Source organism: Aeromonas sp. PrichA-15 (assembly GCF_017939245.1).
GTDB lineage: Bacteria > Pseudomonadota > Gammaproteobacteria > Enterobacterales > Aeromonadaceae > Aeromonas > Aeromonas caviae.
This window is the reverse complement of record NZ_JAGKRH010000055.1, coordinates 1-24926: the sequence shown is the minus strand read 5'-3', so window position 1 is coordinate 24926 and position 24926 is coordinate 1. Positions and strand designations below refer to the sequence as shown.

At 62.1% G+C, this 24926-nt stretch carries 19 protein-coding genes, 1 tRNA gene and 3 pseudogenes; 17 read left to right on the top strand and 6 right to left on the bottom strand.

Annotation, left to right across the window (positions count from 1 at the left end):
• Nucleotides 1-162 precede the first annotated feature (162 nt).
• The 3 genes and pseudogenes from J9889_RS09295 (at nt 163) to ppk2 (ending at nt 2529) form a co-directional block, all read left to right on the top strand.
• Entirely contained in the window at nt 163-1314 is a 1152-nt protein-coding gene (locus tag J9889_RS09295) for a flagellar assembly protein FlgT (protein WP_109113080.1), read from the top strand.
• A gap of 50 nt (nt 1315-1364) precedes the next feature.
• Nucleotides 1365-1441 (top strand) — tRNA-Arg (locus J9889_RS09290).
• A gap of 262 nt (nt 1442-1703) precedes the next feature.
• Nucleotides 1704-2529, top strand: a pseudogene (ppk2, locus tag J9889_RS09285) (polyphosphate kinase 2).
• Here the strand turns inward: ppk2 and J9889_RS09280 are convergent.
• A complete protein-coding gene (locus J9889_RS09280) occupies nt 2526-4190 on the bottom strand; it encodes a SulP family inorganic anion transporter (RefSeq protein ID WP_244053211.1) in 1665 nt (554 codons plus the stop codon). The pseudogene ppk2 and the gene J9889_RS09280 overlap by 4 nt on opposite strands.
• A 190-nt stretch (nt 4191-4380) precedes the next feature.
• Between J9889_RS09280 and J9889_RS09275 the strand changes: the two are divergent.
• A pseudogene (locus tag J9889_RS09275) lies at nt 4381-5575 on the top strand (PQQ-dependent sugar dehydrogenase); the annotation flags it as partial.
• Between the two features lie 81 nt (nt 5576-5656).
• Here J9889_RS09275 and J9889_RS09265 read toward each other — a convergent pair.
• Nucleotides 5657-6451 (bottom strand): DeoR/GlpR family DNA-binding transcription regulator, encoded by a 795-nt coding sequence (locus J9889_RS09265; protein ID WP_010673300.1) that lies wholly within the window; start codon nt 6449-6451, stop codon nt 5657-5659.
• Between the two features lie 256 nt (nt 6452-6707).
• Between J9889_RS09265 and ltnD the strand changes: the two genes are divergently transcribed.
• From ltnD to J9889_RS09210, 11 genes and pseudogenes are all read left to right on the top strand, one after another.
• Nucleotides 6708-7616: an L-threonate dehydrogenase gene (gene ltnD / locus J9889_RS09260; protein ID WP_069784508.1), complete on the top strand. Its 909-nt coding sequence runs from the start codon at nt 6708-6710 to the stop codon at nt 7614-7616.
• Nucleotides 7613-8863 (top strand): 3-oxo-tetronate kinase, encoded by a 1251-nt coding sequence (otnK, locus tag J9889_RS09255; RefSeq protein ID WP_210556484.1) that lies wholly within the window; start codon nt 7613-7615, stop codon nt 8861-8863. Before ltnD ends, otnK begins: the two co-directional genes overlap by 4 nt.
• The gene (locus tag J9889_RS09250; protein ID WP_042882422.1) at nt 8856-9488 is read left to right on the top strand and encodes an aldolase; all 633 of its coding nucleotides are present in this window, start codon (nt 8856-8858) and stop codon (nt 9486-9488) included. The genes otnK and J9889_RS09250 overlap by 8 nt, the downstream gene beginning before the upstream one ends.
• Nucleotides 9485-10258: a 2-oxo-tetronate isomerase gene (gene otnI, locus J9889_RS09245; RefSeq protein WP_210556482.1), complete on the top strand. Its 774-nt coding sequence runs from the start codon at nt 9485-9487 to the stop codon at nt 10256-10258. The genes J9889_RS09250 and otnI overlap by 4 nt, the downstream gene beginning before the upstream one ends.
• A gap of 11 nt (nt 10259-10269) precedes the next feature.
• Nucleotides 10270-11244, top strand: coding sequence for a D-erythronate dehydrogenase (gene denD, locus J9889_RS09240; protein WP_244058929.1), 975 nt, complete (start codon nt 10270-10272; stop codon nt 11242-11244).
• On the top strand, nt 11241-12746 hold the full coding sequence (locus J9889_RS09235; protein WP_010673294.1) for a gluconate:H+ symporter: 1506 nt from the start codon (nt 11241-11243) through the stop codon (nt 12744-12746). Before denD ends, J9889_RS09235 begins: the two co-directional genes overlap by 4 nt.
• 90 nt (nt 12747-12836) lie before the next feature.
• Nucleotides 12837-13727 carry a DMT family transporter gene (locus J9889_RS09230; protein WP_210556480.1) on the top strand — a complete coding sequence of 297 codons (891 nt, stop codon included), beginning with the start codon at nt 12837-12839 and terminating at the stop codon, nt 13725-13727.
• Between the two features lie 59 nt (nt 13728-13786).
• Nucleotides 13787-15724: a methyl-accepting chemotaxis protein gene (locus J9889_RS09225; RefSeq protein ID WP_210556472.1), complete on the top strand. Its 1938-nt coding sequence runs from the start codon at nt 13787-13789 to the stop codon at nt 15722-15724.
• A 682-nt stretch (nt 15725-16406) separates the two neighbouring features.
• Nucleotides 16407-17807: an OprD family outer membrane porin gene (locus J9889_RS09220; RefSeq protein ID WP_010673291.1), complete on the top strand. Its 1401-nt coding sequence runs from the start codon at nt 16407-16409 to the stop codon at nt 17805-17807.
• Nucleotides 17808-17921: 114 nt separating this feature from the next.
• Nucleotides 17922-18185: pseudogene (locus tag J9889_RS09215) on the top strand (SDR family NAD(P)-dependent oxidoreductase); the annotation flags it as partial.
• 154 nt (nt 18186-18339) lie between these two features.
• Complete coding sequence (locus J9889_RS09210; RefSeq protein WP_210556470.1) at nt 18340-19167, top strand: SDR family oxidoreductase; 828 nt, start codon at nt 18340-18342, stop codon at nt 19165-19167.
• Nucleotides 19168-19263: 96 nt separating this feature from the next.
• On the opposite strand, the gene J9889_RS09205 is transcribed toward J9889_RS09210, so the two are convergent.
• The 3 genes from J9889_RS09205 to J9889_RS09195 form a co-directional block, all read right to left on the bottom strand.
• On the bottom strand, nt 19264-19533 hold the full coding sequence (locus J9889_RS09205; RefSeq protein WP_210556468.1) for a damage-inducible protein J: 270 nt from the start codon (nt 19531-19533) through the stop codon (nt 19264-19266).
• A gap of 97 nt (nt 19534-19630) precedes the next feature.
• Complete coding sequence (locus J9889_RS09200) at nt 19631-20278, bottom strand: hypothetical protein (RefSeq protein WP_210556466.1); 648 nt, start codon at nt 20276-20278, stop codon at nt 19631-19633.
• Between the two features lie 244 nt (nt 20279-20522).
• The gene (locus J9889_RS09195; RefSeq protein WP_210556464.1) at nt 20523-21830 is read right to left on the bottom strand and encodes a hypothetical protein; all 1308 of its coding nucleotides are present in this window, start codon (nt 21828-21830) and stop codon (nt 20523-20525) included.
• 449 nt (nt 21831-22279) lie between these two features.
• Here J9889_RS09195 and J9889_RS09190 point away from each other — a divergent pair, with 449 nt between their 5' ends.
• Nucleotides 22280-23335 carry an XRE family transcriptional regulator gene (locus J9889_RS09190; protein ID WP_210556462.1) on the top strand — a complete coding sequence of 352 codons (1056 nt, stop codon included), beginning with the start codon at nt 22280-22282 and terminating at the stop codon, nt 23333-23335.
• Nucleotides 23336-23815, top strand: coding sequence for a DUF3368 domain-containing protein (locus J9889_RS09185; protein WP_210556461.1), 480 nt, complete (start codon nt 23336-23338; stop codon nt 23813-23815).
• A gap of 420 nt (nt 23816-24235) precedes the next feature.
• Here J9889_RS09185 and J9889_RS09180 read toward each other — a convergent pair whose 3' ends face one another.
• A complete protein-coding gene (locus J9889_RS09180; protein ID WP_210556459.1) occupies nt 24236-24784 on the bottom strand; it encodes an Abi family protein in 549 nt (182 codons plus the stop codon).
• Nucleotides 24785-24926 lie beyond the last annotated feature (142 nt).

Genomic DNA, 24926 nt, shown 5'->3' with positions numbered 1-24926 from the left:
CGCACTGTGCCACCGGAGCCCACCGCGCGGGCTCCGGCCAGGGAAGAAGGCATGGTTCTTGCTTTTATTTGGTCACCCGCTCCGGTGCAGACCGGATCTGTGTCCAGGATCCCTGACCCGCCCCACCGGCGGCAGCGGGGTCGCCCACTCAAGGTGTTTGTTATGAAAGTTTCGCTGCTGTTCACCCTGCTGCTGGCCAGCCTGTCGGCCAGGGCCGAACTTATCGAGGCCCAGGGCAGTGCCGCCATTCTGGGGGGCGACGAGGTCTACGCCCGCGAGCAGGCGACCCGGGATGCCCTGCGCCAGGCGCTGCTGGCCAGCGGCGCCTCAGTCTCCAGCATACAGCGCCTGGAAAACGGCAGCCTGCGCTCCGAGCAGATCCAGATCCGCTCAGGCGGCGACATCCGCCAGTACCGCCTCAAGCGCGAAGAGGTGCGCAACGGCCGCATGTACATCACCCTCGTGGCCGACATCCAGGCGGAGCGGCAGATCTGCCAGACCCAGCACTACGCCAAGGATTTGACGCTGGTGCGTCTGCGCATGCGCTACCCGGACCAGGCGAGCACCGGTGCCCTGGACGACATGCCCGCCGACCTCTCCCGCCGGCTGTTTGAAACCCTGGCGACGACGCCCCAGGTGGTCGCTCGCCAGTGGCTGGACGAGAACCTGCGCATCGACCCTCTCCATCTGCAACAGGGGGATCGCAGCGCCCTCGAGGAGATCAAGGCCCTGAGCCTGCGCACCGACAGCCAGTATCTGGTGCTCGGCAGCATCGACGACCTCTCCCTCGAGCCCCAGGGCAACGCCCTCACCAGCTGGTATGAGGATCCCGTGCGCAACTTCTCCATGCAGCTCTACCTGTTCGACGGCATCAACGGCAGCCTGCTCGGCCGCAAGGAGTACAAGGGCCGCGCCAACTGGACCTTCTCCAAGCGGGAGCAGGTGGGCAGCAGCGGTGGCCAGTTCTGGCAGTCGAGCTTTGGCCAGGAGGTGGGCTACCAGTTGAAGGAGGCGGCCCAGGACATCGCCGCCGAACTCGCCTGTGCCCCCGTCACCGCCCGGATCGTGGCCCAGCACGAGCGCGGCCCCCACATCAACCTGGGCCGTCGCAACGGGGTCAAACTCGGGGACCAGTTCCGGGTCCAGCACAGCGCCGACTTCGTCGACCCCTATGGCAAGTCCCGCATGATGCGCAACCCCGCAGACGGTCTGTTCGAGGTGGTACAGGTGTTCGAGGATGGCGCCATCATCAGCAGTCAGAACAAATATTCGCCGTTCAATGTCCAAATCGGTGACCTGGCCGTATTGGAATAGGAATCAAGGGTTTAAAAGCACAATGCTTCTTGTATAATGCCCGCCACAAGGTTCCCGTAGCTCAGCAGGATAGAGCGGTCCCCTCCTAAGGGACAGGCCACTGGTTCGACTCCAGTCGGGAACACCATACACAGCAAGGGGCTGGCATCGTCATGATGCCAGCCCCTTGTGCGTTTCTGCGCCATTTCCCCTGCATCCATGGCGGCCAGGTCCCGCCCCCCCCTCTTCAATGTCTCACTGCCACCAACAACCCCGCGAGCCCCACCAAAGATGATCCCGGCCATCCCCCGGTAGTTGCCACTCCCGGTGGCGGCACACCGTCATCTACCCTTGAAGGGCGCCGTCCGGCAGGACGGCCTTCCATTCGCCGAGACACAGAGAAGGACATCATGGGCAGCAAACGAAAATCCAGAACGGAAGAACCGGTCGTGGCCGAGGCGCAAAAGCCCCTTGGCAACAAGGCATACGAAAAAGCGCTGCGCCTCTTGCACGTGGAGCTGGTCAGGCTGCAGCAGTGGGTGGTGCACAAGGGGCTCAAGGTCTGCATCGTCTTCGAGGGGCGCGACGGGGCCGGCAAGGGGGGCACCATCAAGGCGATCACCGAGCGGGTCAGCCCCCCGGGTCTTTCGGGTTGTCGCACTGCCCGCCCCCACGGAGCGGGAGAAGAGCCAGCTCTACTTCCAGCGCTACATCCCCCATCTGCCGGCGGCGGGGGAGATCGTCATCTTCGATCGCAGCTGGTACAACCGGGCTGGGGTGGAGCGCATCATGGGCTTTTGCAGCGAGGAGGCGAGCGACAAATTCCTGGCTGGCACCCCCATGGTGGAAAAAGCCCTGGTGGACTCTGGCATCATTCTGCTGAAGTACTGGCTGGAGGTGACCCCACAAGAGCAGGAGCGGCGGCTGCGGGATCGCATCGACGATGGCCGCAAGATCTGGAAGCTCTCCCCCATGGACATCAAGTCCTTCGATCGCTGGGATGATTACACCCGGGCGCGGGATGCCATGTTCAACGCCACCGATACCGCCTGGGCCCCCTGGTTCGTGGCCCGCTCAGAGGACAAGAAGCGGGTACGCCTCAACATCATCTCCCACCTGCTGGCCCACATTCCCTACGAGACACTGCCGGTCGAGCCGGTCAAGCTGCCCAAGCGCAAGATTGGCAAGGTCAAGCCATCGGAACATCCGCTGCGCATCATTCCGGAGCGCTTCTAGGCAAGGGGGGCGGGCCCCGGCGCGCCCCTCATCTGTTGATACTGGCGGATGGCGGCCCTGGCATTGAACAGCATGCGGCTGTCCCCCATCCGGGCAGCCAGGCCGCTGCGGCGCACGTTTTCGAGCACCCCGGGATTGAGCCCGGCCAGCCAGAGGGTAACCCCCTTGGCGCTGGCCTGCCGCTCCCCTTCCTTCAGCACCATCAGGGCCGAATACTCCACGTCCAGCACCCGGCTCATGTCGAGCACCACCACTTCGGGCTGATGGGTCGCGATCAGTTCGCGCATCCTCGCCGCCACATGCTGCACATTGATGAAGAAGAGGCGCCCCTCCGGCCGCAGGATCAGCAGGCCCGGGACCGTCTCGTCCTCCGGGTGGCGCGCCGAGAGCGGGCGCAGCACATCCTCCCCGGGCTTGCGGCCAATCACATGGACAGGCGGATGCGCGGTCTGGCTCGCCAACCCCAGCAGGGAGGCCAGGATCGCCACCACTATGCCCTGCAGGGTACCGAACAGCAGCACCCCCAGGCAGGCGGTGACGGCCCAGCGAAATTCCATCATGCGGATCTGCCCTATCTTGCGAAATTCCAGCGGCTGGATGAGCCCCACCGAGTAGACGATGACCACCACCGCCAGGGTGGCGCTCGGCAGCCAGGAGAGCAGCGGGGCGAGGAAGATCATGGTCGCCAGCGCCACCCCGGCAGTGACAGCACTGGCCCACTGGCTGACGCCCCCGACTGAGCGCACCACGGCTGTCTGGGAAGTGCCGCCCCCCGCCGGCATGCTGCCGCAGAAGGCGCCCCCGAGATTCGCCAGCCCGGTGGCCACCAGCTCCCGATTCGGATTGATCTCGGGCTCCTCCTTGCCCACGAAGGCCCGCCCGGCGGCGATGGTCTCGGTGAAGCTCATCAGCGCGATCCCCGCCGCCCCCGGCAGCAACTGCATGACCAGGGCCGGCTCAGGCATCGTCAGGCCGGGTAGGCCGGTGGGGATGGCCCCGACGATGGCGACCCCCGCCTCGTTCAGGCCAAGGCCCCACACCAGGGCGATGCCGATCCCCACCCCCAGCAGGGGGGCGGGGGAGTGGGGAAAGCGCCACTCCATGAACACCAGCACCGCCAGGGTGGCGAGGGCCACCCCCAGGGTCAGCCAGGAGGTCTGGGGCAACGCCTGGCCGAGGTGATAGAGATCCAGGAAGAAGTTCTCCTTCTGGATGTGCACCCCGAACAGCTTGGGCAGCTGGTCGAGGATGATGACCAGACCTATGCCGCTCTTGAACCCCACCAGCACCGGCAGGGAGATGAAGTTCGCGATGAAGCCGAGCCGCAGCGCGGCCGCCAGCATCAGCATGGCCCCCACCAGCAGGGTCAGGGTGGCCGTCACCGTCAGCAGCTGCTCGGGATCGCCGTCCGGCACCACCAGTGCGAGCTGGGTGGCGGTCAGGATAGCCAGGGTACTGGTGGAGCTGACGCTGAGCACCCGGGAGGAACCCAGCAGGGCGTAGATCACCATGGGTACGAACGCGGTGTAGAGGCCGATCGCTACCGGCAGCCCCGCCACGGTGGCATAGGCCATGGCTTTGGGCAGCACCACGGCCGCTGCGGTGACACCGGCCAGCAGATCGGACAGAAGACGCCCCGGCGCCGACGCAAGTGATGACATTTGAACCCTCCATGAACCCGGGACCGTCCTGACGCGGCGAACCGGCCGGCCAGATCCCCGCGTTCGTCTTGATGACCTCCTGAAGTGTATGCAGGGCGTGATGCAATCGCTTGTTGCGCCTGACGTTTTGTCACTCCCTTCCCCTATACTTCAGCGACGTTCAGACCAGACCCGAGAGAGGAGAAACGTCGTGTTGCGACTGCTTGCCCTGCTGCTGTTCTGCCTGGTGCTCCCGGTGCGGGCGCTGACCCTGACCACGGTGGCAGGGGATCTGCGCCACCCCTGGGGGCTCGCGCTTCTCCCCGATGGCGGTTACCTCATTAGCGAGCGCCCTGGGCGCCTGCTGCGCATCGATGCAGATGGCAACCGCCATGTGGTCTCCGGCCTGCCGCCCCTCGCCGCCACGGGTCAGGGGGGGCTGCTCGATCTCGCCCTGGACGGCGATGGCTGGCTCTATCTCAGCTACAGCGAGCCGGGGGACGGGGGCGCCGGCACCGCCGTGGCCCGGGCCCGGCTGCAAAAAGAGGCCCTCGTCGACTGGCAACTGCTGTTTCGCCAAGAGCCCAAGGTGGCTGGCGGCGCCCATTTCGGCTCTCGCCTGGTGCTGACGGATGACCACCTCTTCATCACCCTGGGGGATCGCTACACCGAGCGGGAGCGGGCCCAGACGCTGGACAACCACCTCGGCAAGACGGTGCGCCTGCACAAGGATGGCCGGGTGCCCGCCGACAACCCCTTCGTGACGACACCGGGGGCCTTGCCGGAGATCTGGAGCCTGGGCCATCGCAACATGCAGGGGGCGGCGCTGCGCCCGGGCAGCCAGCAATTCTGGGCCCACGAGCACGGCCCCCAGGGCGGGGACGAGGTCAACCTCATCCTGCCAGGCCACAACTACGGCTGGCCCAGAGTGACCTTTGGCGAGGAGTACGGGGGCGGCAAGATTGGCGTGGGCCAGAGCGCGCCGGGCATGACGGCACCGCGCTGGATCTGGGTGCCCTCCATCGCCCCCTCGGGCATGACCTTTTATCAGGGGGACTTGTTCAGGGAGTGGCAGGGGGATCTGTTCGTCGGCGCCCTGCGTGGTCAGGCCTTGTTGCGCCTGCACCTCGACGGAGACAAGATAGTCTCGGCAGAGCGGCTGCTGACCGATCTGGGGGAGCGCATCCGTACCGTCAAGGAGGGCCCCGACGGCGCCCTCTACCTGTTGACGGATTCAGGCCAGGGGCGCCTGCTCAAACTGACCCCATAGCATGAAAGGAGCAAGGATGAAGACGCATCGCACGCTGCTGGTGCTCTGCACCAGCCTCTGGTTGCTGGGCTGCAACACCATCCACGGGATGGGGCGGGACATCGAGAAGGCGGGGGAGGTGATCCAGGGCTCCGCCAAGCTGACGGACGCACCGGCCGCAGAGGGTCGCTGATCCCGGCCGGGTGGCGCTGTGGTTCGCCGCCTGTCGCCCCTCCCCTTACCCCTGTTCGGCGCTGGCCACCAGACTGGCCAGCGGCGCCATGGTCACCCTGACTCCGTGCTGTGCCAATGCCTCGCGGGCGCTCTGGGGCAGTTGCTCGTCGGTGATCACCTGATCGATCGCATCCCAGCTCACCACGTTGAAGGTCCCCACCTTGCCATATTTGGACGAATCGCAGATGAGGATGCGGGTCGCTGCCGACTCCACCACGGCCCGCTTCACCGGCACCTTCTGTTCGCTCGGGGTGGAGATCCCCTGACTGTCCCAGGAGGAGGCTGACAGGAAGGCGATGTCCAGATGGAGGTTGCGCAGGAAGTGGGCGGTGGCCTCCCCGGCACAGGACTGGTTCTCGCGAATGACCTGACCCCCGGTGTGATAGAGGCGGCAGCGGCCGTGCTCGATGAGGTAGGCGCAGACCATGAAGTCGTTGGTCACTATCATCAAGTCTTCCCGAAGCGCCAGCTCCCGGGCCAGCTCCAGGGAGGTGGTACCGGCATCCAGATAGACGGTGCTCCCTTCGCTCACCTGGGCGGCGGCGAGCCGGGCAATGGCCAGCTTGGCCCCCTGCATCAGGCTGCGCTTGGCGGCGTGGGAGGGCTCGCTCTTGATCCGCTGGGAGAGGCTGACCCCGCCGGAGACAGAGAGTACCCTCCCCTGCTCCTCCAGCTTCTGGATGTCGCGCCTGATGGTCATGTGGGAGACCTGCAGCCAGTCGGTCAGCTCCACTATGCTGACCACGCCGCGCTCTGCCAGCAGTTGCAGGATTCGTTGCTGTCGCTCTACGGGAATCATCTTGCCTCGCACCTCGGGGAAGGGAAGGTGCCATTCTACCCCAGCGACCTGGGAAAAAATGATAAATAACCTGAAACGGGCTCACAAATCACATTTATTCACACAAAAAACGCCAAAATTTGACTCGAAAGAATCTCAACCCTCATGAATAACAAAAATTAACACCAATTAAGTTACTTTTTGTGACGACTGCCTGATATTTCATCGCCGCAAGCCTCTACTATCTGCTCATCAGTCGTAATCGAGGAATCACGAGATGAGCACTCCCTATCATGTTGCGGTCATCGGCCTGGGCGCCATGGGCATGGGCGCCGCCCGTTCCTGCCTGCGGGCCGGGCTCACCACCTATGGCATCGACCTCAGCGAACAGGCCCGCGGCCAGTTGCAGCAGGCCGGTGCCGCCGCCGTCATGGCCGATGCCAGGCCCCTGGCCGAGACGCTCGATGCCGTGCTGTTGCTGGTGGTCAACGCCACCCAGGTGCGCCGCATCCTGCTCGGCGAAGCGGGGCTGGCTCGCCACCTCAAACCGGGCACCGCCATCATGGTCTCTTCCACCATCGCGGCCGAGGAGGCGAGCGCCCTGGCCGCCGAGCTGGCGCAGATGGGACTGCCGATGCTGGATGCGCCCGTCTCCGGTGGTGCCATCAAGGCCGACGCGGGGGAGATGACGGTGATGGCCGCAGGCGCCGACGCCGCCTTCGACAAGCTGGCCCCGGTGCTGGATGCGGTGGCCGGCAAGGTCTACCGGGTCGGCAGCGAGCCGGGCCAGGGCAGCACCGTCAAGATCATCCACCAGCTGCTGGCCGGGGTGCACATCGCGGTGGCCGCCGAGGCCATGGCGCTCGCCAGCCGGGCCGGCGTGTCCCTGGATCTCATGTATGACGTGGTGACCCATGCCGCCGGCAACTCCTGGATGTTTGAAAACCGCATGCCCCGGGTGCTGGCCGGTGACTACCAGGCCCGCTCCGCAGTGGACATCTTCGTCAAGGATCTCACCCTGGTGGCGGACACCGCCAAGGCGCTGCGCTTCCCGCTGCCGCTCGCGAGCACGGCGCTGAACATGTTCCTCGGTGCCAGCAACGCGGGCCACGGTCTGGAAGATGACAGCGCCGTCATCAAGATCTTCTCAGGCATCACCCTGCCGGGTCAGGAGGAGCAAGCATGAAACTCGGAGTCATCGCAGACGACTTCACCGGCGCCACCGACATCGCCGGTTTCCTGGTGGAGAACGGCCTCTCCACCATCCAGTTTGCCGGCATCCCGGCAGAGGCGGATTTGACCGGGGTCGACGCCGTGGTGATCAGCCTCAAGAGCCGCTCCTGCCCGGCCGATGAGGCAGTGCGCGACTCCCTGGCGGCCCTCGACTGGCTCAAGGCCCGCGGCTGCCCGCGCATCTACCAGAAGTACTGCTCCACCTTCGACAGCACGGCGGCGGGCAACATCGGCCCCGTCACCGACGCCCTGCTGGCGGCGCTGGAGAGCACGTTCACCCTGATCTGTCCGGCCCTGCCGGTAAACGGTCGCACCGTCTATCAGGGCAACCTCTTCGTCGGCGCCCAGCCGCTCGCCGAGTCCGGCATGCGCCATCACCCCATCACCCCCATGACCGACAGCAACCTGCTGCGGCTGATGGAGGGGCAAGCCCAGGGCCGCGCCGGTCTGGTGCCGTTCAATACCATCGCACAGGGTCCCGGCGCCATTGCCGACGCCTTTGAGCAGCTAACGCAAGCTGGTGTGCGCTACGCCGTGGTCGACACCCTGACCGAGCAGCACCTGCTGGACATCGCCACCGCCGCCCTCGACATGCCCCTGGTGACCGGCGGATCCGGCCTCGCCATCGGCCTGGCCCGTCAGCTTGGGAGCGGCGATCTGCAGGGTGCCCGCGAAGCGGGCTGGCCCAGAGGCACCCGCGCCGCGGTGCTGTCGGGCTCCTGCTCCGAGATGACCAACCGTCAGGTGGCCCGCTATCGCCAGCACGCTCCTGCTCTGGCGCTGGATGTGGTGCGCTGCCTCGAAGATGCCGACTACCCGGCCGAGCTGGCGCGCTGGGTACTGGACCAGCCCCGGACCCCGGCGCCGCTGGTCTACGCCACCACCAGCCCGGCAGAGCTGGCCCGCATTCAGGAAACCCACGGCCAGCAGGCGGCCAGCGACGCGGTGGAACACTGCTTTGCCCGCCTCGCCCAACTGCTGCAAAGCGCCGGCGTGGACCGCTTCATCGTCGCCGGTGGCGAGACCTCGAGCCGGGTCACCCAGGCCCTCGGCGTCAAGGCGTTCCACATAGGCCCGCAGATCGCCCCCGGTGTGCCCTGGGTGCGGGCCATCGACGCCCCCCTGTCGCTGGCCCTCAAATCCGGCAATTTCGGGAGCGACGACTTCTTCGACAAGGCTCAGGAGTACTTCCATGACTGAACAGGCACTGCGCGACACCATGGTGATGCTGGGAGCCTCCCTCTTCCAGCGCGGTTATGCCACCGGGGGCGCCGGCAACCTCTCCGCCCTGCTACCGGACGGCACCCTGATCGCCACCCCGACCGGCTCCTGCCTGGGACGGCTCAGCGCCGACAGGCTCTCTCACGTCAATCTGCAGGGGGAACACCTGGGGGGAGATCGCCCCTCCAAGGAGGTGGCCTTCCACCTTGCCATCTACCACAACAATCCGGACTGCCGGGCCGTGGTGCACCTGCACTGCACCCACCTGACCGCCCTCTCCTGTCTGGAGGGACTGGATCCGGCCAACGTCATCCGCCCCTTCACCCCCTACTACGTGATGCGGGTCGGCCAGTTGCCGCTCATCCCCTACTACAAGCCGGGGGATGCCCGCATCGCCGAGGAGCTGGGGCGCCGCGCTCCCGAAGGCAACGCCTTCCTGCTTGCCAACCACGGCCCCGTGGTGACGGGCAAGGATCTGGTGGATGCGGTCAACAACATGGAAGAGCTGGAGGAGACGGCGCGCCTGGCACTGATGCTCAATGGCCACTCCATCCGCTACCTGAGCGAACCCGAAATTGATGAATTGAGGAGGATGAAACCATGAGCAAGTTTGCCGCCAATCTCACCATGCTGTTTACCGAGGTGCCGTTCCTGGAGCGCTTCGCCGCCGCCCGCGACGCAGGCTTCGAGGCGGTGGAGTTCCTCTTCCCCTACGAGTGGCCGGCCGCAGAGCTGGGCCGCCGCTTGCGCGAGCAGGGGCTCTCCCAGGCCCTGTTCAACATGCCGCCGGGCAACTGGGGCGCGGGGGAGCGCGGCATGGCTGCCATCCCGGGGCGGGAAGCAGAGTTTCGCGGCCACCTGCCAAGCGTGCGTGACTATGCCCTGACGCTCGGCTGCACCAAGGTACACGCCATGAGCGGCATCGTGGACCCTGCTCATAGCCTCTCGGCCCACCGCCAGACCCTGATCGACAACATCCGCTTCGCCGCCGACTTCCTGGCCGAAGACGGCATCAAGGTGCTGCTGGAGCCGCTCAACGATCGGGATGTACCCGGCTACTTCCTGGCCCACCAGCTCGACGCCCTGGCCCTGGTGCAGGAGATAGACAGACCCAACGTGGGGGTGCAGCTCGACCTCTATCACGCCCAGATCATGGACGGAGATCTCACCCGTCTCATCGGCAAGCTGGGCCCGGCCATCGGCCATGTCCAGATCGCCTCGGTGCCGGATCGCCACGAGCCGGACGAGGGGGAGATCGCCTACCCCCACCTGTTCAAGGCGCTGGCGCAGGCGGGCTACCACGACTGGATAGGCTGCGAATACAACCCCAGAGCCGGCACCCGGGAAGGGCTGGGCTGGCTGACACAACAATAACGACCCTGAACATGAACGAGTCTGAGGATAACAAGATGCAGATCATCATCACCGGCGGCGGTGGCTTCCTGGGCCAGAAACTGGCCAAAGCCCTGCTGCAAGGCCCCCACCCCTTCACCGAGCTGCTGCTGGTGGACATCCAGCAGCCGCAATCCCCCCTGCCGGACCCCAGGGTTCGCTGTCTGCGGGCCGACCTCACCGAAGCCGGTGTCGCCGAGTCCCTCATCAGCGAGCGGACCGCCGTGGTCTACCACCTGGCGGCCATCGTCAGCAGCCACGCGGAGCAGGACTTCGATCTCGGCTGGCAGGTCAACCTGGACACCACCCGCACCCTGCTGGAGGCGTGCCGCCATGCCCGGCCGGGCATCCGCTTCATCTTCACCAGCTCGCTCGCCGTCTATGGCGGCCCGCTGCCGGAGCTGGTGAATGACGGTACCGCCCTGACCCCCACCTCCTCCTACGGCGCCCAGAAGGCCATGGGGGAACTGCTGGTCAACGACTACAGCCGCAAGGGCTTCGTCGACGGTCTGGTATTGCGCCTGCCCACCATCTGCGTGCGGCCGGGCAAGCCGAACCGCGCCGCCTCCTCCTTTGTCAGCAGCATCATCCGCGAGCCGCTGCAAGGGGAGAGCGCCCTCTGCCCGGTGAGCCCGGATCTGCGCCTCTGGCTCTCCAGCCCCGCCACCGTGGTCGCGAACTTCCTGCTGGCGGCCAGACTTCCCGCCACCGGTGACGCCCGCAGCATCAACCTGCCCGGCATCAGCGTGACCGTCGGCGAGATGCTGGAGGCACTCACACGGGTCGGTGGCCAGGCGGCACGGGATCGGGTGCAGTTTGCCGCCGATCCGGCCATCGAGCGCATCGTGGCGAGCTGGCCGGGACGCATCGACAACCAGCGGGCCAGCGCCCTCGGTTTCGCGGCAGACAGGACGTTTGCCGACATCATCGACAGTTTCATCACCCATGACATGCAGGAGGCATCATGAGCGACATCCCAACCCCCATCATCGGTCTCATCATCGCGGTCTTCGTGCTGGTGTTCCTGGTCATCCGCACCCGGGTGCACGCCCTGATCGCCATGCTGGCGGCGGCCTGCATCGCCGGGATCACCGGCGGCATGAGCATCGACAAGACCCTCACCGTGATCACCCAGGGCTTTGGCTCCACCCTCGGCAGCATCGGCATCGTCATCGGCCTCGGGGTCATGATGGGTCGCCTGCTTGAGGTCTCCGGCGCCGCCGAACAGATCGCCTACAGCTTCATCAAGTGGCTCGGCAAGCGCCGCGAGGAGTGGGCACTGGCCATCACGGGCTACATCGTCAGCATCCCCATCTTCGTGGATTCCGCCTTCGTCATCCTCTATCCGGTGGCCAAGGCGCTGGCAAAAAGTGGCAAGCGCTCCCTGCTCACCCTGGGGGTGGCGCTCGCGGGTGGCCTGGTGGTAACCCACCATACCGTGCCGCCGACCCCGGGCCCGCTGGGGGTTGCCGGCCTGTTTGGCGTGGACATCGGCGCCATGCTGCTGACCGGCATGGCCCTGGCCATCCCCTGCGTGCTCGGCATCGTCTTCTACGCCCAGTGGCTCGACAAGAAGTACCCCGAGTTCGGAGCCCAGGCCGCCCAGACCCCGGACGAGCTGCAAGCCACCTATGAGCAGTACCTCAAGGAGAAGGAGGGCAAGACCCTGCCGAGCCTGACCCTGTCGCTGCTGCCGATCCTGGTGCCCATCGTGCTCATCTTCGTCAAGGCCATCTTCACCACCCTGGCCACCCTGGAGGGCATGGACGGCCTGATGGCGAACCCCCTGGTGCAGGGCATCAACTTCATCGGCACCCCCATCATCGCGCTGGCCATCAGCGTGCTGCTGGCGGTCTATACCCTGGTCCCGCACATGGACAGGCACGCCACCGCCGCCCGCCTGGAAGAGGGGCTGCAATCCGCCGGCATCATCCTGCTGGTGACCGGTGCCGGTGGGGCGCTGGGGGCCGTGCTGCGCGACAGTGGCGCGGGTCAGCAACTGGCCGAGCAGATCGCCCAATTGCCCATCTCCCCCATCCTGATCCCCTTCATCGTGGCGACTCTGGTGCGCCTCATCCAGGGGTCCGGCACCGTGGCCATGGTGACGGCGGCCTCCATCTCCGCCCCCATCCTGGCGCAGATCCCCGGGGTCAACATGCTGCTGGCCGCCCAGGCCGCCACCATGGGGTCGCTCTTCTTCGGTTACTTCAACGACAGCCTGTTCTGGGTGGTCAACCGCATGATGGGGATCTCCGACGTCAAGCAGCAGATGATCGTCTGGTCCATCCCGACCACCATCGCCTGGGCCATCGGCGGCACCGGCGTCGCCCTGCTGAACCTGCTGTTCGGCTCCGGCGGCACCTGGTTCGACCCCGTGCTGCCGCTGCTGGTGCTGGCCCTCATCGTCTGGTACGTCAAGGGGCAATCCCTGGCTCCGGCGGCAGGGGCCGTCCCGAGCCGGGAGTCATAACCCGCACCGTCAGGGCAACGCTGTGTGACGAGGGCCAGTCTGCTAGACTGGCCCTCTTTTTCGTTCATTCATCTTGCAAAGGAGTGTTGGATGCCTGCGTCTTCCTGGTGGGACCAGTCCACCGGTTTTGCCCTGCTCACCATCTTGCTGTGGGCCTCCCTCGCCGCGCTCACCTCCCGGATCACCAGCGTCTCGCCGCTGGTGCTGGTGGGGCTGGTGCTGCTGTTCTGCGGGGCGGGCACCCTGCCATTCTGGCGCCAGTGGCGCGCCAGCCCCCTCACCTGGCTGGTGACCATCAGCGCCCTGCTGCTCTATCACCTGCTGCTGTTCACAAGCTTTCGCCACGCCCCCGTGCTGGAGGCAAACCTCATCAACTACCTGTGGCCGCTGTGCATCATCCTGTTCACCCCCTTGCTGCTGCCGGGTCATCCCCTGAGCCTGCACCATCTGCTGGCCGGGGCCCTGGGTCTCGCGGGATCGGTGCTGGTGATGGTCGATGGTCACCTGCAGTTGCAACAGGCCCATCTGCCCGGCTACCTGCTGGCCCTTGGCGCCGCCATCGTCTGGGGCGCCTATTCCGTGCTCTCCCGCCGCCTGCCTCCCGTTCCCGCCGTGGTCACGGCCGCCGCCTGCCTGCCCGCAGGGCTCCTGGCCCTGCTGCTGGCATGGATGCTGGAAGGCCCCTTGCCATTCGCCCGGATCCCCCAGGGGGACTGGCTGCTCATCGCCGGGCTCGCCCTCGGCCCCATGGGGGCGGCTTTCGTCACCTGGTATCTGGCACTGCGGGACGGGGATCCGCGCCGCATCGGCGCGCTCGCCTACCTCACTCCCTTGCTGAGCACCCTGCTGCTGGTCTGGCTCAACGGCGAGGCGCTCACCCCGCGCCATCTGCTGGCGGGGGGGCTCATCATGGGCGGCGCCCTGCTCGGCCTGCTGGTGAAGAGCCCAAGTCAACGGGAGCTGGCACGGCCACTGTCATAAAAACGCCATCAGACCTGATTAAGCTCGCGCCCATTGCGTGATTCAAGCAGGAATCTGATGTGAAAATTGCCCATTTTGCCTCCCTCTCTTCCCTCGTCTTGCTGCTGGTGGCCGGTGTCCAGGCCACCGCGCTCTATCATGGCTGGCAACAATTCAACCACTCGGCCCAGGCCCAGCGTCTGCAGGAGCGCCTGCAACAGCAACTGAGCGGTCCGTTGCAGGGGGCGCTTCGCGACTATCTCGGCAGCGGGGATCCCCTGCTGCTGGCCCAGGCACAGGGAGTGCGCCAGCAGGCGCTGGCGCTGTTGTCCCGCCTGGAGGATCCCCAGACCCAGCAGCTAAACGCCCGGCTTGAGCAGATGAAAACCCGCATTGACGGCGACTATCTGGCGGCGGGCAAGCTCTCCGGCAACAGCCAGTGGTTGCTGCAAAATGCCGAGAACGAGTTGACCACCCAGGCCAAAGCCTTGCTCCGTTACGGCCAGCAGGGGGCTGCCGCCGGGCGGGATCCGGCCCTTGCCGAGCAGTATCGCCAGGGGGCGGCCGACATCCTGACCGCCCTCCCCTCCCTCGCCCACCAGCGCCAGAACTACATGGAGCAGGCGAGCGCCAAGCGTCTCGAAGGGCTGCAATTCGAGCTGGCTGCCCTGCAAAAGCAGGCCGACGCCCTGGCCGCCCTGCCGAGCATGGAGCTTTTCGAGGAGGCACCGGCCGACGAATTCACCCTGGGAGAGCCGATACGCAAGGAGCTCGGGGATCAGCCCAAAGCCGAGCTGACCTCCCTGCTCAAGCGCTATCCCCAGGAGCTGGAAAACAGCCGCAAGACGCTGCAACAGCAGCAGGCCGCTCGTCAGATGGTGCAGCAGGACATCACCCAGCTGCTGCAAGCGGGGGAGCAATTAGGCGAACAACTCGCCGCCGCCCGTCAGACCATGAACCGGGAGCTGGCCACCGTGCTCGGCGTGCTGGCGCTCTGCCTGGTCGTGGTGGCCCTGCTGTTCGCCCTGGTGCAGCGTCGCTGGCTGGTCAGGCCCCTGCTGCAACTGCGGGCAGCCTTCCTGCAGCTCGACGCCACGGGTCAGGCCCAGCTGCTGACCCCGGGGCGCGAGCGCAACGAGCTGGCGGACATCGTCGCGAGCTACAACCGCCTGATACAGCGCCTGCAACAGGATCAGCAGCAGAAAGAGGGCCAGCTATCGGCGGTGTCGCAAAGTCTGCAAGGGATGGTCAACCAGGTGCAGGAGATCCATCACAGCACCCGCACCACGGAGCAGGCGGTGGATGAGAGCGACACCATGATGCAGGAGCTCAACCAGCTCGCCAGCGAGGTGCATCAGGTCGCCGCCGAAATCGCCCAGCACGCCCAGCACAATGAACACTCCATGAGCCAGAGCGAGCGGCTGGTCGGAGGCATGCTGACGGCTACCGCCCAGACCGGGCTCGCCATCGACGAGAGCAGCGGCGCCCTGGCCCAGCTGACCCGCTCGGTGGAGGACGTGACTGCCATCGTCGACGTCATCGGCCATATCTCCCAGCAGACCAACCTGCTGGCCCTCAACGCCGCCATCGAGGCGGCCAGGGCCGGGGAGCAGGGACGCGGCTTCGCGGTGGTAGCCGACGAGGTGCGCCACCTCTCCGCCGACACCCAGCGCTCCCTCGGCCAGATCACCGAGATCCTGGCGAGCCTCACCCAGGCGGGGGATCAGCTCGCCACCGTGCTGGCCCGCATCACCGCAGAGGCCGCCGAGCAGCGCCAGCAGGCGGAGCAGCTGCGCCAGACCACCCTGACGGTGCGGGAGATGGCGCGCAGCACCGCCATCATCGCCCTGCAGGGCGCCGACAATGCCAAGAGCCAGGAGCACAGGCTGGCGAGCTTCGCCGCCCTCATCGGTCGCATCAGCCAGCACGCCCGTCAGGGCAGCCGCCTCTCGGTACAGGTCTCGGAGCACATACACCACCAGGCCCAGCAGATCCCCCGGATCCTGAGCCAGGCCTGATAACCCCCGGGTCTGGTTCGCACCAGACCCGGGGCGCGTTCCCTGTCAATCTCCCCGCGGCCCGGCCTTGCCGCAACCCTTCTATTGATGCTCCCGTCATGTCCTCACGGCCAATGACGAATTGCCTCATCCATTCAGTCACAGGCCCTCTCACCCCTTTCACATCCCTGGTCCCCCTGTCTGTCGGGGCAACGGCTCACGCTCACGACAGTGGGCATCCCGCCGGGCCCATCTTTTTTTGTGATACAAAATTATATGTTGCCACCGGGTTAACAAAGAAAGTTCTGCCTTGACGGCAAGATCTGCGCAGGAGAACGGTGAAATCACCATGAAAGCGCTGTCATTGCCGACATGAGTGGCCTGGGAGTGCCCACACCAAGAATCATGATTATTTGCACTCGGTCATATTTTTGAAACTTGGCGGGAACTTTACATTGATATTTCGCACCGCGAACGTACTCTTGGTGATGTCAGATCGCCAAGGATCGACAGCCAAAAAATAACGACTGTAACGATGCAGATAGCCCCGACCGATGCGCCAAGGCATCAGGCACAAGGGCACGACAGAGAACCATTTTTTTTGCCCTTCGGGGTGTTGATTGCAATGCCAATACCGAGCGGCGGGTGCCTACCCGGCTGCCGGATAAAAAAGCTAAGTCCATAAAATCAGGAGCAATAACAAATGGAAAAAGTGATCTTCAAGCGCGCCGCGTTGAGTGCTGCCGTGGTCGCGGCACTGGTCGCCCCCGGCATGGCGTTCGCCGCTCAAGACATGATGAGCCCGGAATACGGCAAGTCCTACAGCGCCTTCATCGACGAAGGCAAGCTCACCGGTGGCCTGTTCTACTTCCAGCGTGAGCGTGATCGCGTCCAGGCCGGTCCGGGTCAGGATGGCAAATACCACTCCAACCTGAGCCATGCCACCACCCAGGCAGCCCTGAACTTCAACTCCGGCTATGCATGGGGTGTGGTCGGCGTCGACGTGGGCGGCTTCGGTGCCTACGATCTGGCCGTTGACGAGAGTAATGGCGTCAACGAAGAGAACGAGTTCTCCTTCTGGGGCGACAAGTGGGGTTCAGGTGGTGACGGCGTTCCCGAGAACGGCTTCAGCCTCTCCAACGCCGCCCTGAAATTCAAGTTCGGTGACGCCGTCACCGCCAAGGGTGGTTACACCCAGCTCTATGTACCCGGCATCCTCGGCGTCAACTGGTCCTATCAACCCGGTACCTACCGTGGTGGCCAGATCGAAGGCACTTTCGGCGGCCTCTACCTGACCTACGCCATCGCCGACGAGTACAAGGCTCCCTGGTTCAAGAACACCACCGGCTTCTCCAAGAGCAGCCCCTATGCCAGCGATCCCTTCACCGATGCGAACAAGATCGACTACATCCACGGTCTGGCCGCTCGCTACACCTTCGAGAACGGCACTGCCGTCACCGCCGGCTTCGGTCAGTCCGAAGGCTACATGGACAGCTACCACTTCAAGCTGGCCCACAAGTTCGACGTACTGGGTGGCCTGAACACCAGCTACCAGTTCTACGGTTCCGACACCGAGAACAGCGACTATGACGGCCTGGCCTGGCAACAAGCCCTGACCGCCAGCTGGGCAGCCGGTCCCTATGGCTTCCGTCTGGAAGGCCTGTGGACCAAGGCTGAAGGGGATCTGGGCAACTACCTGCCCCGTCTGACCCGCGGCTACGGCAACTCCCAGGGCGCGAACGAAATCTGGTGGGATTCCCGCTCCGACTGGAACCACAACGACGAGAAAGCCCTGTTCTTCGGCGTGACTCGTTCCCTGGATGATCTGGTGGGTGCACCGGGCTGGGGCGTGGGTGTCTCCGGTGCCTACGGCTGGGATGCCAACAACGGCGACAAGTCCCTGGAAGGCGGCAAAGAGTGGGCAGCCAACTTCGACGTCATGTACACAGTGCAGGACGGCAAGCTGAAGGGCACCCTGTTCAAGCTGCACTACACCGACTACAACAACGAACAGGACGACAAGGGTAGCTGGTACTACCCGAACATGTTCAGCTCCGAGCATGACGTCAAGTTCCACATCATCATGCCGTTCACCATCATGTAATCAGGCATCTGACGTGACCGAAAACCGGGCCTCTGGCCCGGTTTTGTTTTTGGTGGCACCACGCTACCATGCCAACTTCGGGCCACCTGCCGGCCGTCAATCAGGACCATGCTCATGCCCCATCCCTTCGTGCTCGTCACCGGCTGCTCCAGCGGCATCGGCCTCGCCGCCGCAAGAAAGCTCGGCGCCCGGGGCTTCACCGTCATCGCTTCCGCCCGCAAGGCCGAGGATGTGGCCCTGCTGCAGCAGCAGGGTCTGTTGGCGGTGCAACTGGATCTGGCGGACAGCGCCAGCATAGAGCGAGGGGCGGCAGAGGCGCTGGCGCTGGCAGAAGGGCGCCTCTACGGCCTCTTCAACAACGGCGCCTACGGCCAGCCGTATCATCAATGTCAGATGTTGAAGTGAACACCAACACAGAACACCATGTAGCTGACAAGACCTCAGCCTTGAACTTACTGCTATTCCCGCTGGAGTTGTGTTGATCTATGCCTCGGAGATAGCATTTTAGTCAACCCTCGAACAAGGAAAAGCAATGGCTCGCTTCGTTCTTATCACAGGCTGTTCAAGTGGAATTGGTCTTGCCGCTGCCCGCGGACTTCAAGCTCATGGATTCAGCGTCATAGCCTCTGCGCGCAATGAGGAAGACGTCAAACAACTTCAAAGCTATGGGCTGGAGGCCATTCAGTTGGATGTGCGCAATACCGACAGCATCCGGCGCGGTGTTGATGCAGCACTTCAAATTGCGGGCGGACGCCTTTACGCCCTTTTCAACAACGCCGGTTATGGTCAACCTGGCGCGATTGAAGATTTGCCGACGGATGCGTTACGCGAACAGTTGGAAACGAACCTTATCGGTGCTCATCAGTTGATTCGTCTTGTATTGCCCGGCATGTTGGCTGCTGGAGAGGGACGCATCATTCAGAACAGCTCGGTGCTGGGACTGGTCGCCATGAAGTACCGAGGAGCCTACAACACCAGCAAGTTCGCGTTGGAAGGCTACAGCGATACCCTGCGCCTTGAGCTTAGAGGAACGGGCGTTCATGTCAGTCTGATTGAGCCGGGGCCGATCGATACACGCTTCCGTACCCATGCTCGCAACGCCTTTCTGCAGCACATCAATCCCGAGACTAGCCGTCATCGTGAGTCCTATCGTCAGACTCTTACGCGCCTTGAAAAAGAGGGGTTGAGCGGTCGCTTCACTCTGCCAGCAGAAGCCTGTCTGCCGCCACTGTTGCACGCGCTATCAAGCTCCAAACCCAAGGCCCGTTATCAGGTCACCTTCCCGAGTAAGCTGTTTTACATTCTGCGGCGTCTGCTACCGACAGGCCTGCTTGACGCCTTGGCATCCAAATCTGCGTGACGAAGGGCGCAACATTAGCGGTCATCAGCCTGCAGAAATTTTTTCTCTATCTGGCGGGGAGATGATTGCTCATTTCGAGTGACCTCGCCTTTAGCCCTAACGGATCTTCGCCTTTCGTTCCTCGAACATCGCCATCGCCGCGGAGTGTTCAATGAAAACCGCGCGTCCTGAGTCGATCTTCTCAAACGCCTTGTCTACCTGTTTGGTCACCCAGGCGTCGTGTGCCAGTCTTGCTTGTTGCTGTTCAGCTAGCTGTTCGACCAGCGCGCGACATTCATCATCGAGAGTTCGGTTCTGGCTCTCAAGAAATTGCTGTGCCAGAAGCCGTGTCTCCTCGTTGACTTGAAACTCTATTATGGCGTCCACGATTAAGCCCCTCATGTATTTACGTCATCTTAGGCTCGTTTACGCATAAATTGCACACGGGTAACTGGACATTGTTCATAGCGGTCTGGAGCGGCGCTTATGCGCCCTCTGTGATTTCGACCTTTATGTCGACCGGTAGAAGGACCTTCGATATGGCCGCGAGGCGCTGATCAATGTCGCCGGGCTCATCACTTCTAAGGAGCTTCAACTCCTCAATCTGAGCAGTATCGGTCAGTTGTTTCAACTTGCCGGTATCCGCCATCCAGAAGTACACAGACAGCTTCTCATGCAGGGCTCTCGAGATTTGGGACTGCCAGAAATGCTCACCGCTGGCCGTCAACTCGCTGTCGCTCAGAAGCACCGTATAACGATCCAGCAGATGACTCATAAGAATGTCACCATGCAGGCCACTCGGAATGGGCGAATCCATATAAACATGCGTGCGCCACGGCAGGCATTGCACCACAGGCCGACCGCCGAGCTCACCGATAAACTCGACACGGTTGTAATAGACAACCGCGTTCGTGCTCGTATCGATCAGAGCGATCTCAAGCTCATCCGGGCTCAGGCGGCCATCTACCCGCAGTAGCTGATAGTTTGGGGGCAACGCTCGTGTGAGGCAGTCGCTGATCTCAACCGGACCTGCAGCGCCGAGCTCATCAAAAAGTCGATGGTTTGCAGTCTGAGCGGACAGTTGGTTCCACAGATCTTTGGTTTTGCGACAACTCACTCGTAGTACAGACATAGGCGCGTTCCTGACGTTGTTTCAACATACCCGGGGCTAGCTCAGCCTTATAATTCAACAAGATCTGACTTACTAACAAGCGGAACCTGCTCAAGCGTTGGGTCATCGAAGCTCTGTCCATTAAACGCAATAAAAACGCTTTAGAGCGTTTCAGATGATGTGGGTGCTACCTATCCCTATCTCGGTCCGTGAGGCTCGCTTGTGCTGCGTCTGATTGCGTTTAATGAGTGATGACAACCCGGGCTTAGCGATTGTGATGAGTGTGCTGCAGACCATGCTGTTCAAGCTGTTCCGAGAGATCTTCCCATAACTGGCACACATCGTTGTAGAAGTTCACTCCTGCATGGGTCAGCGCATGTGGCTCGTACCAGATCCCGCCAGCTTTCGTGGCGTAATCCATCCAGCCAAGCCGGCTGTTAAAACCATAGCCACCCTGAACATCGAGCTGATACTTCTTGGCCTCCGGTGTGTAGTTACCGCCAGCCTGCAAGAAGGCAGCCTCGTAGCGCTCTTCAAAGTCTTCCTGATGAAGGCCGTAGACGATGCCGTGGATATGCCAGCGCCCGTGCTCGTCACGCTCTACACCGAAGCTGAAAACCTCGTCCGGCATTATGTCTCGGAGCATGGCCAACGCCCGCTTGGTCCACGCCTTGTTGCCGTTGCTGGAGCCCCGGCCCTTGTACTTGCTGAGCATCTCCTCTGAGTAGTTGAAGGTGAACGTCGTGTAGATGCGGGAGTAGCGGAACATGCCGACACTCTTCCAGATCCGCTGATACCAAGAGTCGAGCTTCTCCCATCTCCTTGGTCTCTGACGTTTCGATGCTCGCTTCGCTCGCTTTTGGCCTGCGCCTTCGCCTTCGGCTCCGGCTTGGCCTGCTTCAAGAGCAAGGGCAAAAGAGATTTCTCTGTGAAGCATCTGTATCTCCTCAATGGTGAGAGATACTGAAGACTGTTCTGGTGTGTTTGGAGAGGGGTATATAGGGTAGGTATTGGGTGTAACTACAGAGCCCCTATTCGAAATAAAGAGCAATCGGGCACAGAACCAGATAGAGACAAGGGTTTGCCGGTATGAGATCGCATCAGGATCACCAGCGATTTCTGTAAAATTTCCCGTTGTTTTACCCAGTCGACTCAGCTGGCGCTTCGCCTGCCACTGTAATGGATGGTGGCCTGACCGACGCGAATCTTTGAGCGACCGCCATCGCTCTCCTACTAGCAAATCCGAACGCTGACGACGGGCGTCCATGTCAGCGCTAGATAGGACGATCGCCGGATCCATATCAACGAGCGCAAGATCCTCCTGGGTAAATTCGCCCAGCGTTCGAAGATGGTAACCGTTCTTTTTGAAATAATTCCGCGTGGCGCTCACCGAGCGGTCGGGATCAAACTGATCAACATGATCCCACTCTTGCCATCTGTAATCGGTAAAGACCGAACCCGAGACCAATGCATCACGCCACTCGTCGAGCAGGGCTTTGATACGCTGATTGTTAATAAGGTGGGACTTGGTCCCTAAAGATGATGTAATTATTTGTTCGGCTGTATACGTCATAGTTCCTCGTTTCATCAGCGTCACGATTCCAACCGTGACTCGCTCCGAAATCATCGATTTCGAGCCAAATAAAGACTCAGCGGCCCCCATCCATCGGCAGGCAGCCTCTTCATGTTCTTCATTTGTTCAGCTAGATAAACGCCGGAACCCGGCTCTATTTCTTTGCGCGGCAAGCAAACGAGCCGTCATTATCCTTCAAAGTCGCTCTCATCAAGAGCGACAATCGAATTTTCTCGGGATGGTTTCTTGTCGTCAAGATCCGACTAGCACAAACTGAGGCGTCACTGCCTGTCACTCGCATCCTCGTTAGCTTGAACTAGGGCTTGGACTTTTGTCTTGAACCATCCGTCAGCAAGCAGCCTGTTCCCCCAGTAAAAGTCTGTGGAGAAAACCCTCGCTCTGGTTTATATTTTCAACATATTTATTTAATTCATTAACCGGAGGTCAGTATGATTGGTGAACGCCTCAAGCGCGCCCGGGATGCTGCTGGCCTGTCTATGCAATCCCTTGGCAAGCAGGCCGGTGTCAGTGCCCCCATGATCCAGAAGTATGAACGGGACGAGAGTATGCCGTCCTCTTCGGTGCTGATTCAGCTGGCTAAAGCCTTGAATGTCCGAACCGAGTTTTTTTTCCGGCCAAATCATATCCAGTTGGCAGAAGTCGAGTACCGCAAGCGGGCCAGTACTCCGTCCAAAGTGCTCAAGCGCATTACCGCCGACGTGCTGGATCAGGCTGAGCGCTGGTTTGAACTCAAAAACCTGTGGCCGGAATTTCCGGTGCCGGAGTTTTCGTTGCCCCGCTGCGTGCCAGAGCAGATCGCCTCGCTAGAGGTGGTTGAGCAGATAAGCCAAGACTTGCGCAACGAATGGCAATTAGGGATGAACCCCATTCCTGATCTGATCGACTTGCTGGAGTCCAAGGGGATTCTGGTTATCGTCAGTGGCGAAGCTCATGGCAACAAGTTCGATGGTTTGCAGGCTCAGATTGAAGGACAACCCGTATTGGTGGTGTCCAGCCAATGGTCCGGTTGCCGCCAACGTTTTACTCTGGCGCACGAGCTTGGCCATCTGCTGATGCACGGTCGCCTTAGTGACGAGGTGGACGAGGAAAGAGCCTGCAATCGCTTTGCCTCTTCGCTGTTGCTGCCTGCTGTCGGAGCGCGAGAACATCTGGGCGTGAAACGTCATAGCGTGGACTGGAAAGAGCTCTACCTGTTGAAGCAAGAGTACGGCCTCAGCATGGGAGCAATACTCTACCGTTGCAAGGATCTCGGCATCCTCACCGACGCACAATACAAACGCCACTTTATCGACTACTCAGCCAATGGTTGGCGTAAGGCAGAGCCAGGCGAGGCAATCGCGCCGGAGCAAACCCGTTTTTTTGAACAGCTGGTTTACCGAGGAGCGGGTGAAGGCTTGCTCTCCGACTCCAAAGCAGCCGAACTGCTGCAAATGCCTGTTTTCGCCTTTCGCAAGGCTCGCATGATGGAAGGAGCCGAAGCCTAGATGCAGGTTCTGATCAGCGATGCCAACGTCTTGATCGATATGGAGGATGGGCAGTTGTTAGAACGGATGTTCCAACTGCCCTTTCAGTTTAAGGTGTCGGATATGTTGTTCCAGGACGAGCTCTCAGAACTGCATCCGCACCTGCTCGAATTTGGCTTGGTGCCTACAGAGCTGACAGGCGAAAGCATGGTGGAGGCACTGCGCATGACGCGGCTTTATGCTGGCCCCAGCCGTTACGATTGTTTTGCGCTGGCGCTCGCCAAACAGGAAGCCTGTCCGTTGCTAACAGGAGATGCCGCTTTGCGCAAAGCGGCAGAAAAAGAAGCGGTGCTTGTGATGGGCACCATCTGGATTGTGGAGCAGATGGTGATTCATGGCGTAATCGACAAACCAGAAGCCTTGGCTGCCTATGACCGGATGCAAGCCGCTGGCAGCCGTCTACCCTGGAAAGTCGCCAGGTCGCAACTGCACTCCTTGTAAATTGATGTTCAGGGCATTGACCATGCCGCTCATGATCGTTGATTATGTCGGCAACACGACCCCGGCCTCTTGGTTGCCTTGCAACTTACGCTGGGGTTCTTGTATCTAGGCGGTATCCCCGGGCAAGAGTTGATAAAAACTGCGGCTACAGTTAGCCTTCGTCCAGCTCGTCTACCAGCCTCTGGCGTCAGTGTGGAAGGAGTTACGGCCCCGTCCTCTGCCGAGGGCGCGGCCAGCTTGGCCGTCACAAACGACTCCTACTGTAGATAGTTCAGTTTGTTAGACAACAGTGAGACAACGACGGGACAAAGCGGTTGACACCTCCGTCAATGGCCACTAATCTTGTCGACAACACGGCCCCTGTCGGTGATGTTGCTTAGGCGACGTAACTGCTCAGGGGTTCTTTGTTTCTACAGCCCTTCACCACTCATCTTTCCAGTTTTCTGGCGCCCCCATCCCCGACAGATCAAGCCCCAGATGTTTCAGGTCCGGGAACGTATCCAGATGCTCCAACATCCTCTGTGGCCAAGTGGATTTTGGGTTAATTGTTGCCAGCAGGTGCCGACAGATCCGCAGCAACAAAAAGCAGCGGGCCAGCGCATGATTGTTGCCGATATAAGGCGCGCTCCACGGAAGAGCAGTCGCATTCGGTAGCTTCGGCTGCTCCGTGATATTTCGATTCCACAACCGACTATGATGGGCGCAGACGTTGCGCAGATAGTTAAGGCTCCGCAGCCAGGTTGCAAAGATACGACCATTGGCAATGCCGTAAGCCGCTGCAATCTTATCCTGTTCGGGCACATGCATACCCGCAAACAGCATGGACATGGTGCCGAAGTCCCACACCTCGCACGCCACCCAGATTGGCAATGGCAGCCCATATTTGGCCTTATTGTGTTTCACAAACTCTTCTTTGGAGCGGCCAATCAGCCTAGCGTGTTTACCCAACCAATCATGGTGCTTGCTCATGTACAGGATCTTTAGCTACAACCAATTGAAATAGATAGAAAAAAGGCTTCGTTTGTGATCTGATTTAATCGCAAAAAAAAACCGACACGCCCGAAGCCATGACTATTATCAATGCAACCCAGTACCTCAAGCAACTTCTTAG

Coding starts and splice junctions, on each gene's coding strand:
- J9889_RS09230 (WP_210556480.1), top strand. CDS start 12,837: ATGCCTGCGTCTTCCTGGTGGGACCAGTCCACCGGTTTTGCCCTGCTC.
- J9889_RS09190 (WP_210556462.1), top strand. CDS start 22,280: ATGATTGGTGAACGCCTCAAGCGCGCCCGGGATGCTGCTGGCCTGTCT.
- J9889_RS09295 (WP_109113080.1), top strand. CDS start 163: ATGAAAGTTTCGCTGCTGTTCACCCTGCTGCTGGCCAGCCTGTCGGCC.
- J9889_RS09235 (WP_010673294.1), top strand. CDS start 11,241: ATGAGCGACATCCCAACCCCCATCATCGGTCTCATCATCGCGGTCTTC.
- J9889_RS09265 (WP_010673300.1), bottom strand. CDS start 6,451: ATGATTCCCGTAGAGCGACAGCAACGAATCCTGCAACTGCTGGCAGAG.
- otnI (WP_210556482.1), top strand. CDS start 9,485: ATGAGCAAGTTTGCCGCCAATCTCACCATGCTGTTTACCGAGGTGCCG.
- ltnD (WP_069784508.1), top strand. CDS start 6,708: ATGAGCACTCCCTATCATGTTGCGGTCATCGGCCTGGGCGCCATGGGC.
- otnK (WP_210556484.1), top strand. CDS start 7,613: ATGAAACTCGGAGTCATCGCAGACGACTTCACCGGCGCCACCGACATC.
- J9889_RS09180 (WP_210556459.1), bottom strand. CDS start 24,784: ATGAGCAAGCACCATGATTGGTTGGGTAAACACGCTAGGCTGATTGGC.
- J9889_RS09210 (WP_210556470.1), top strand. CDS start 18,340: ATGGCTCGCTTCGTTCTTATCACAGGCTGTTCAAGTGGAATTGGTCTT.
- J9889_RS09280 (WP_244053211.1), bottom strand. CDS start 4,190: ATGTCATCACTTGCGTCGGCGCCGGGGCGTCTTCTGTCCGATCTGCTG.
- J9889_RS09220 (WP_010673291.1), top strand. CDS start 16,407: ATGGAAAAAGTGATCTTCAAGCGCGCCGCGTTGAGTGCTGCCGTGGTC.
- J9889_RS09195 (WP_210556464.1), bottom strand. CDS start 21,830: ATGACGTATACAGCCGAACAAATAATTACATCATCTTTAGGGACCAAG.
- denD (WP_244058929.1), top strand. CDS start 10,270: ATGAACGAGTCTGAGGATAACAAGATGCAGATCATCATCACCGGCGGC.
- J9889_RS09250 (WP_042882422.1), top strand. CDS start 8,856: ATGACTGAACAGGCACTGCGCGACACCATGGTGATGCTGGGAGCCTCC.
- J9889_RS09200 (WP_210556466.1), bottom strand. CDS start 20,278: ATGTCTGTACTACGAGTGAGTTGTCGCAAAACCAAAGATCTGTGGAAC.
- J9889_RS09185 (WP_210556461.1), top strand. CDS start 23,336: ATGCAGGTTCTGATCAGCGATGCCAACGTCTTGATCGATATGGAGGAT.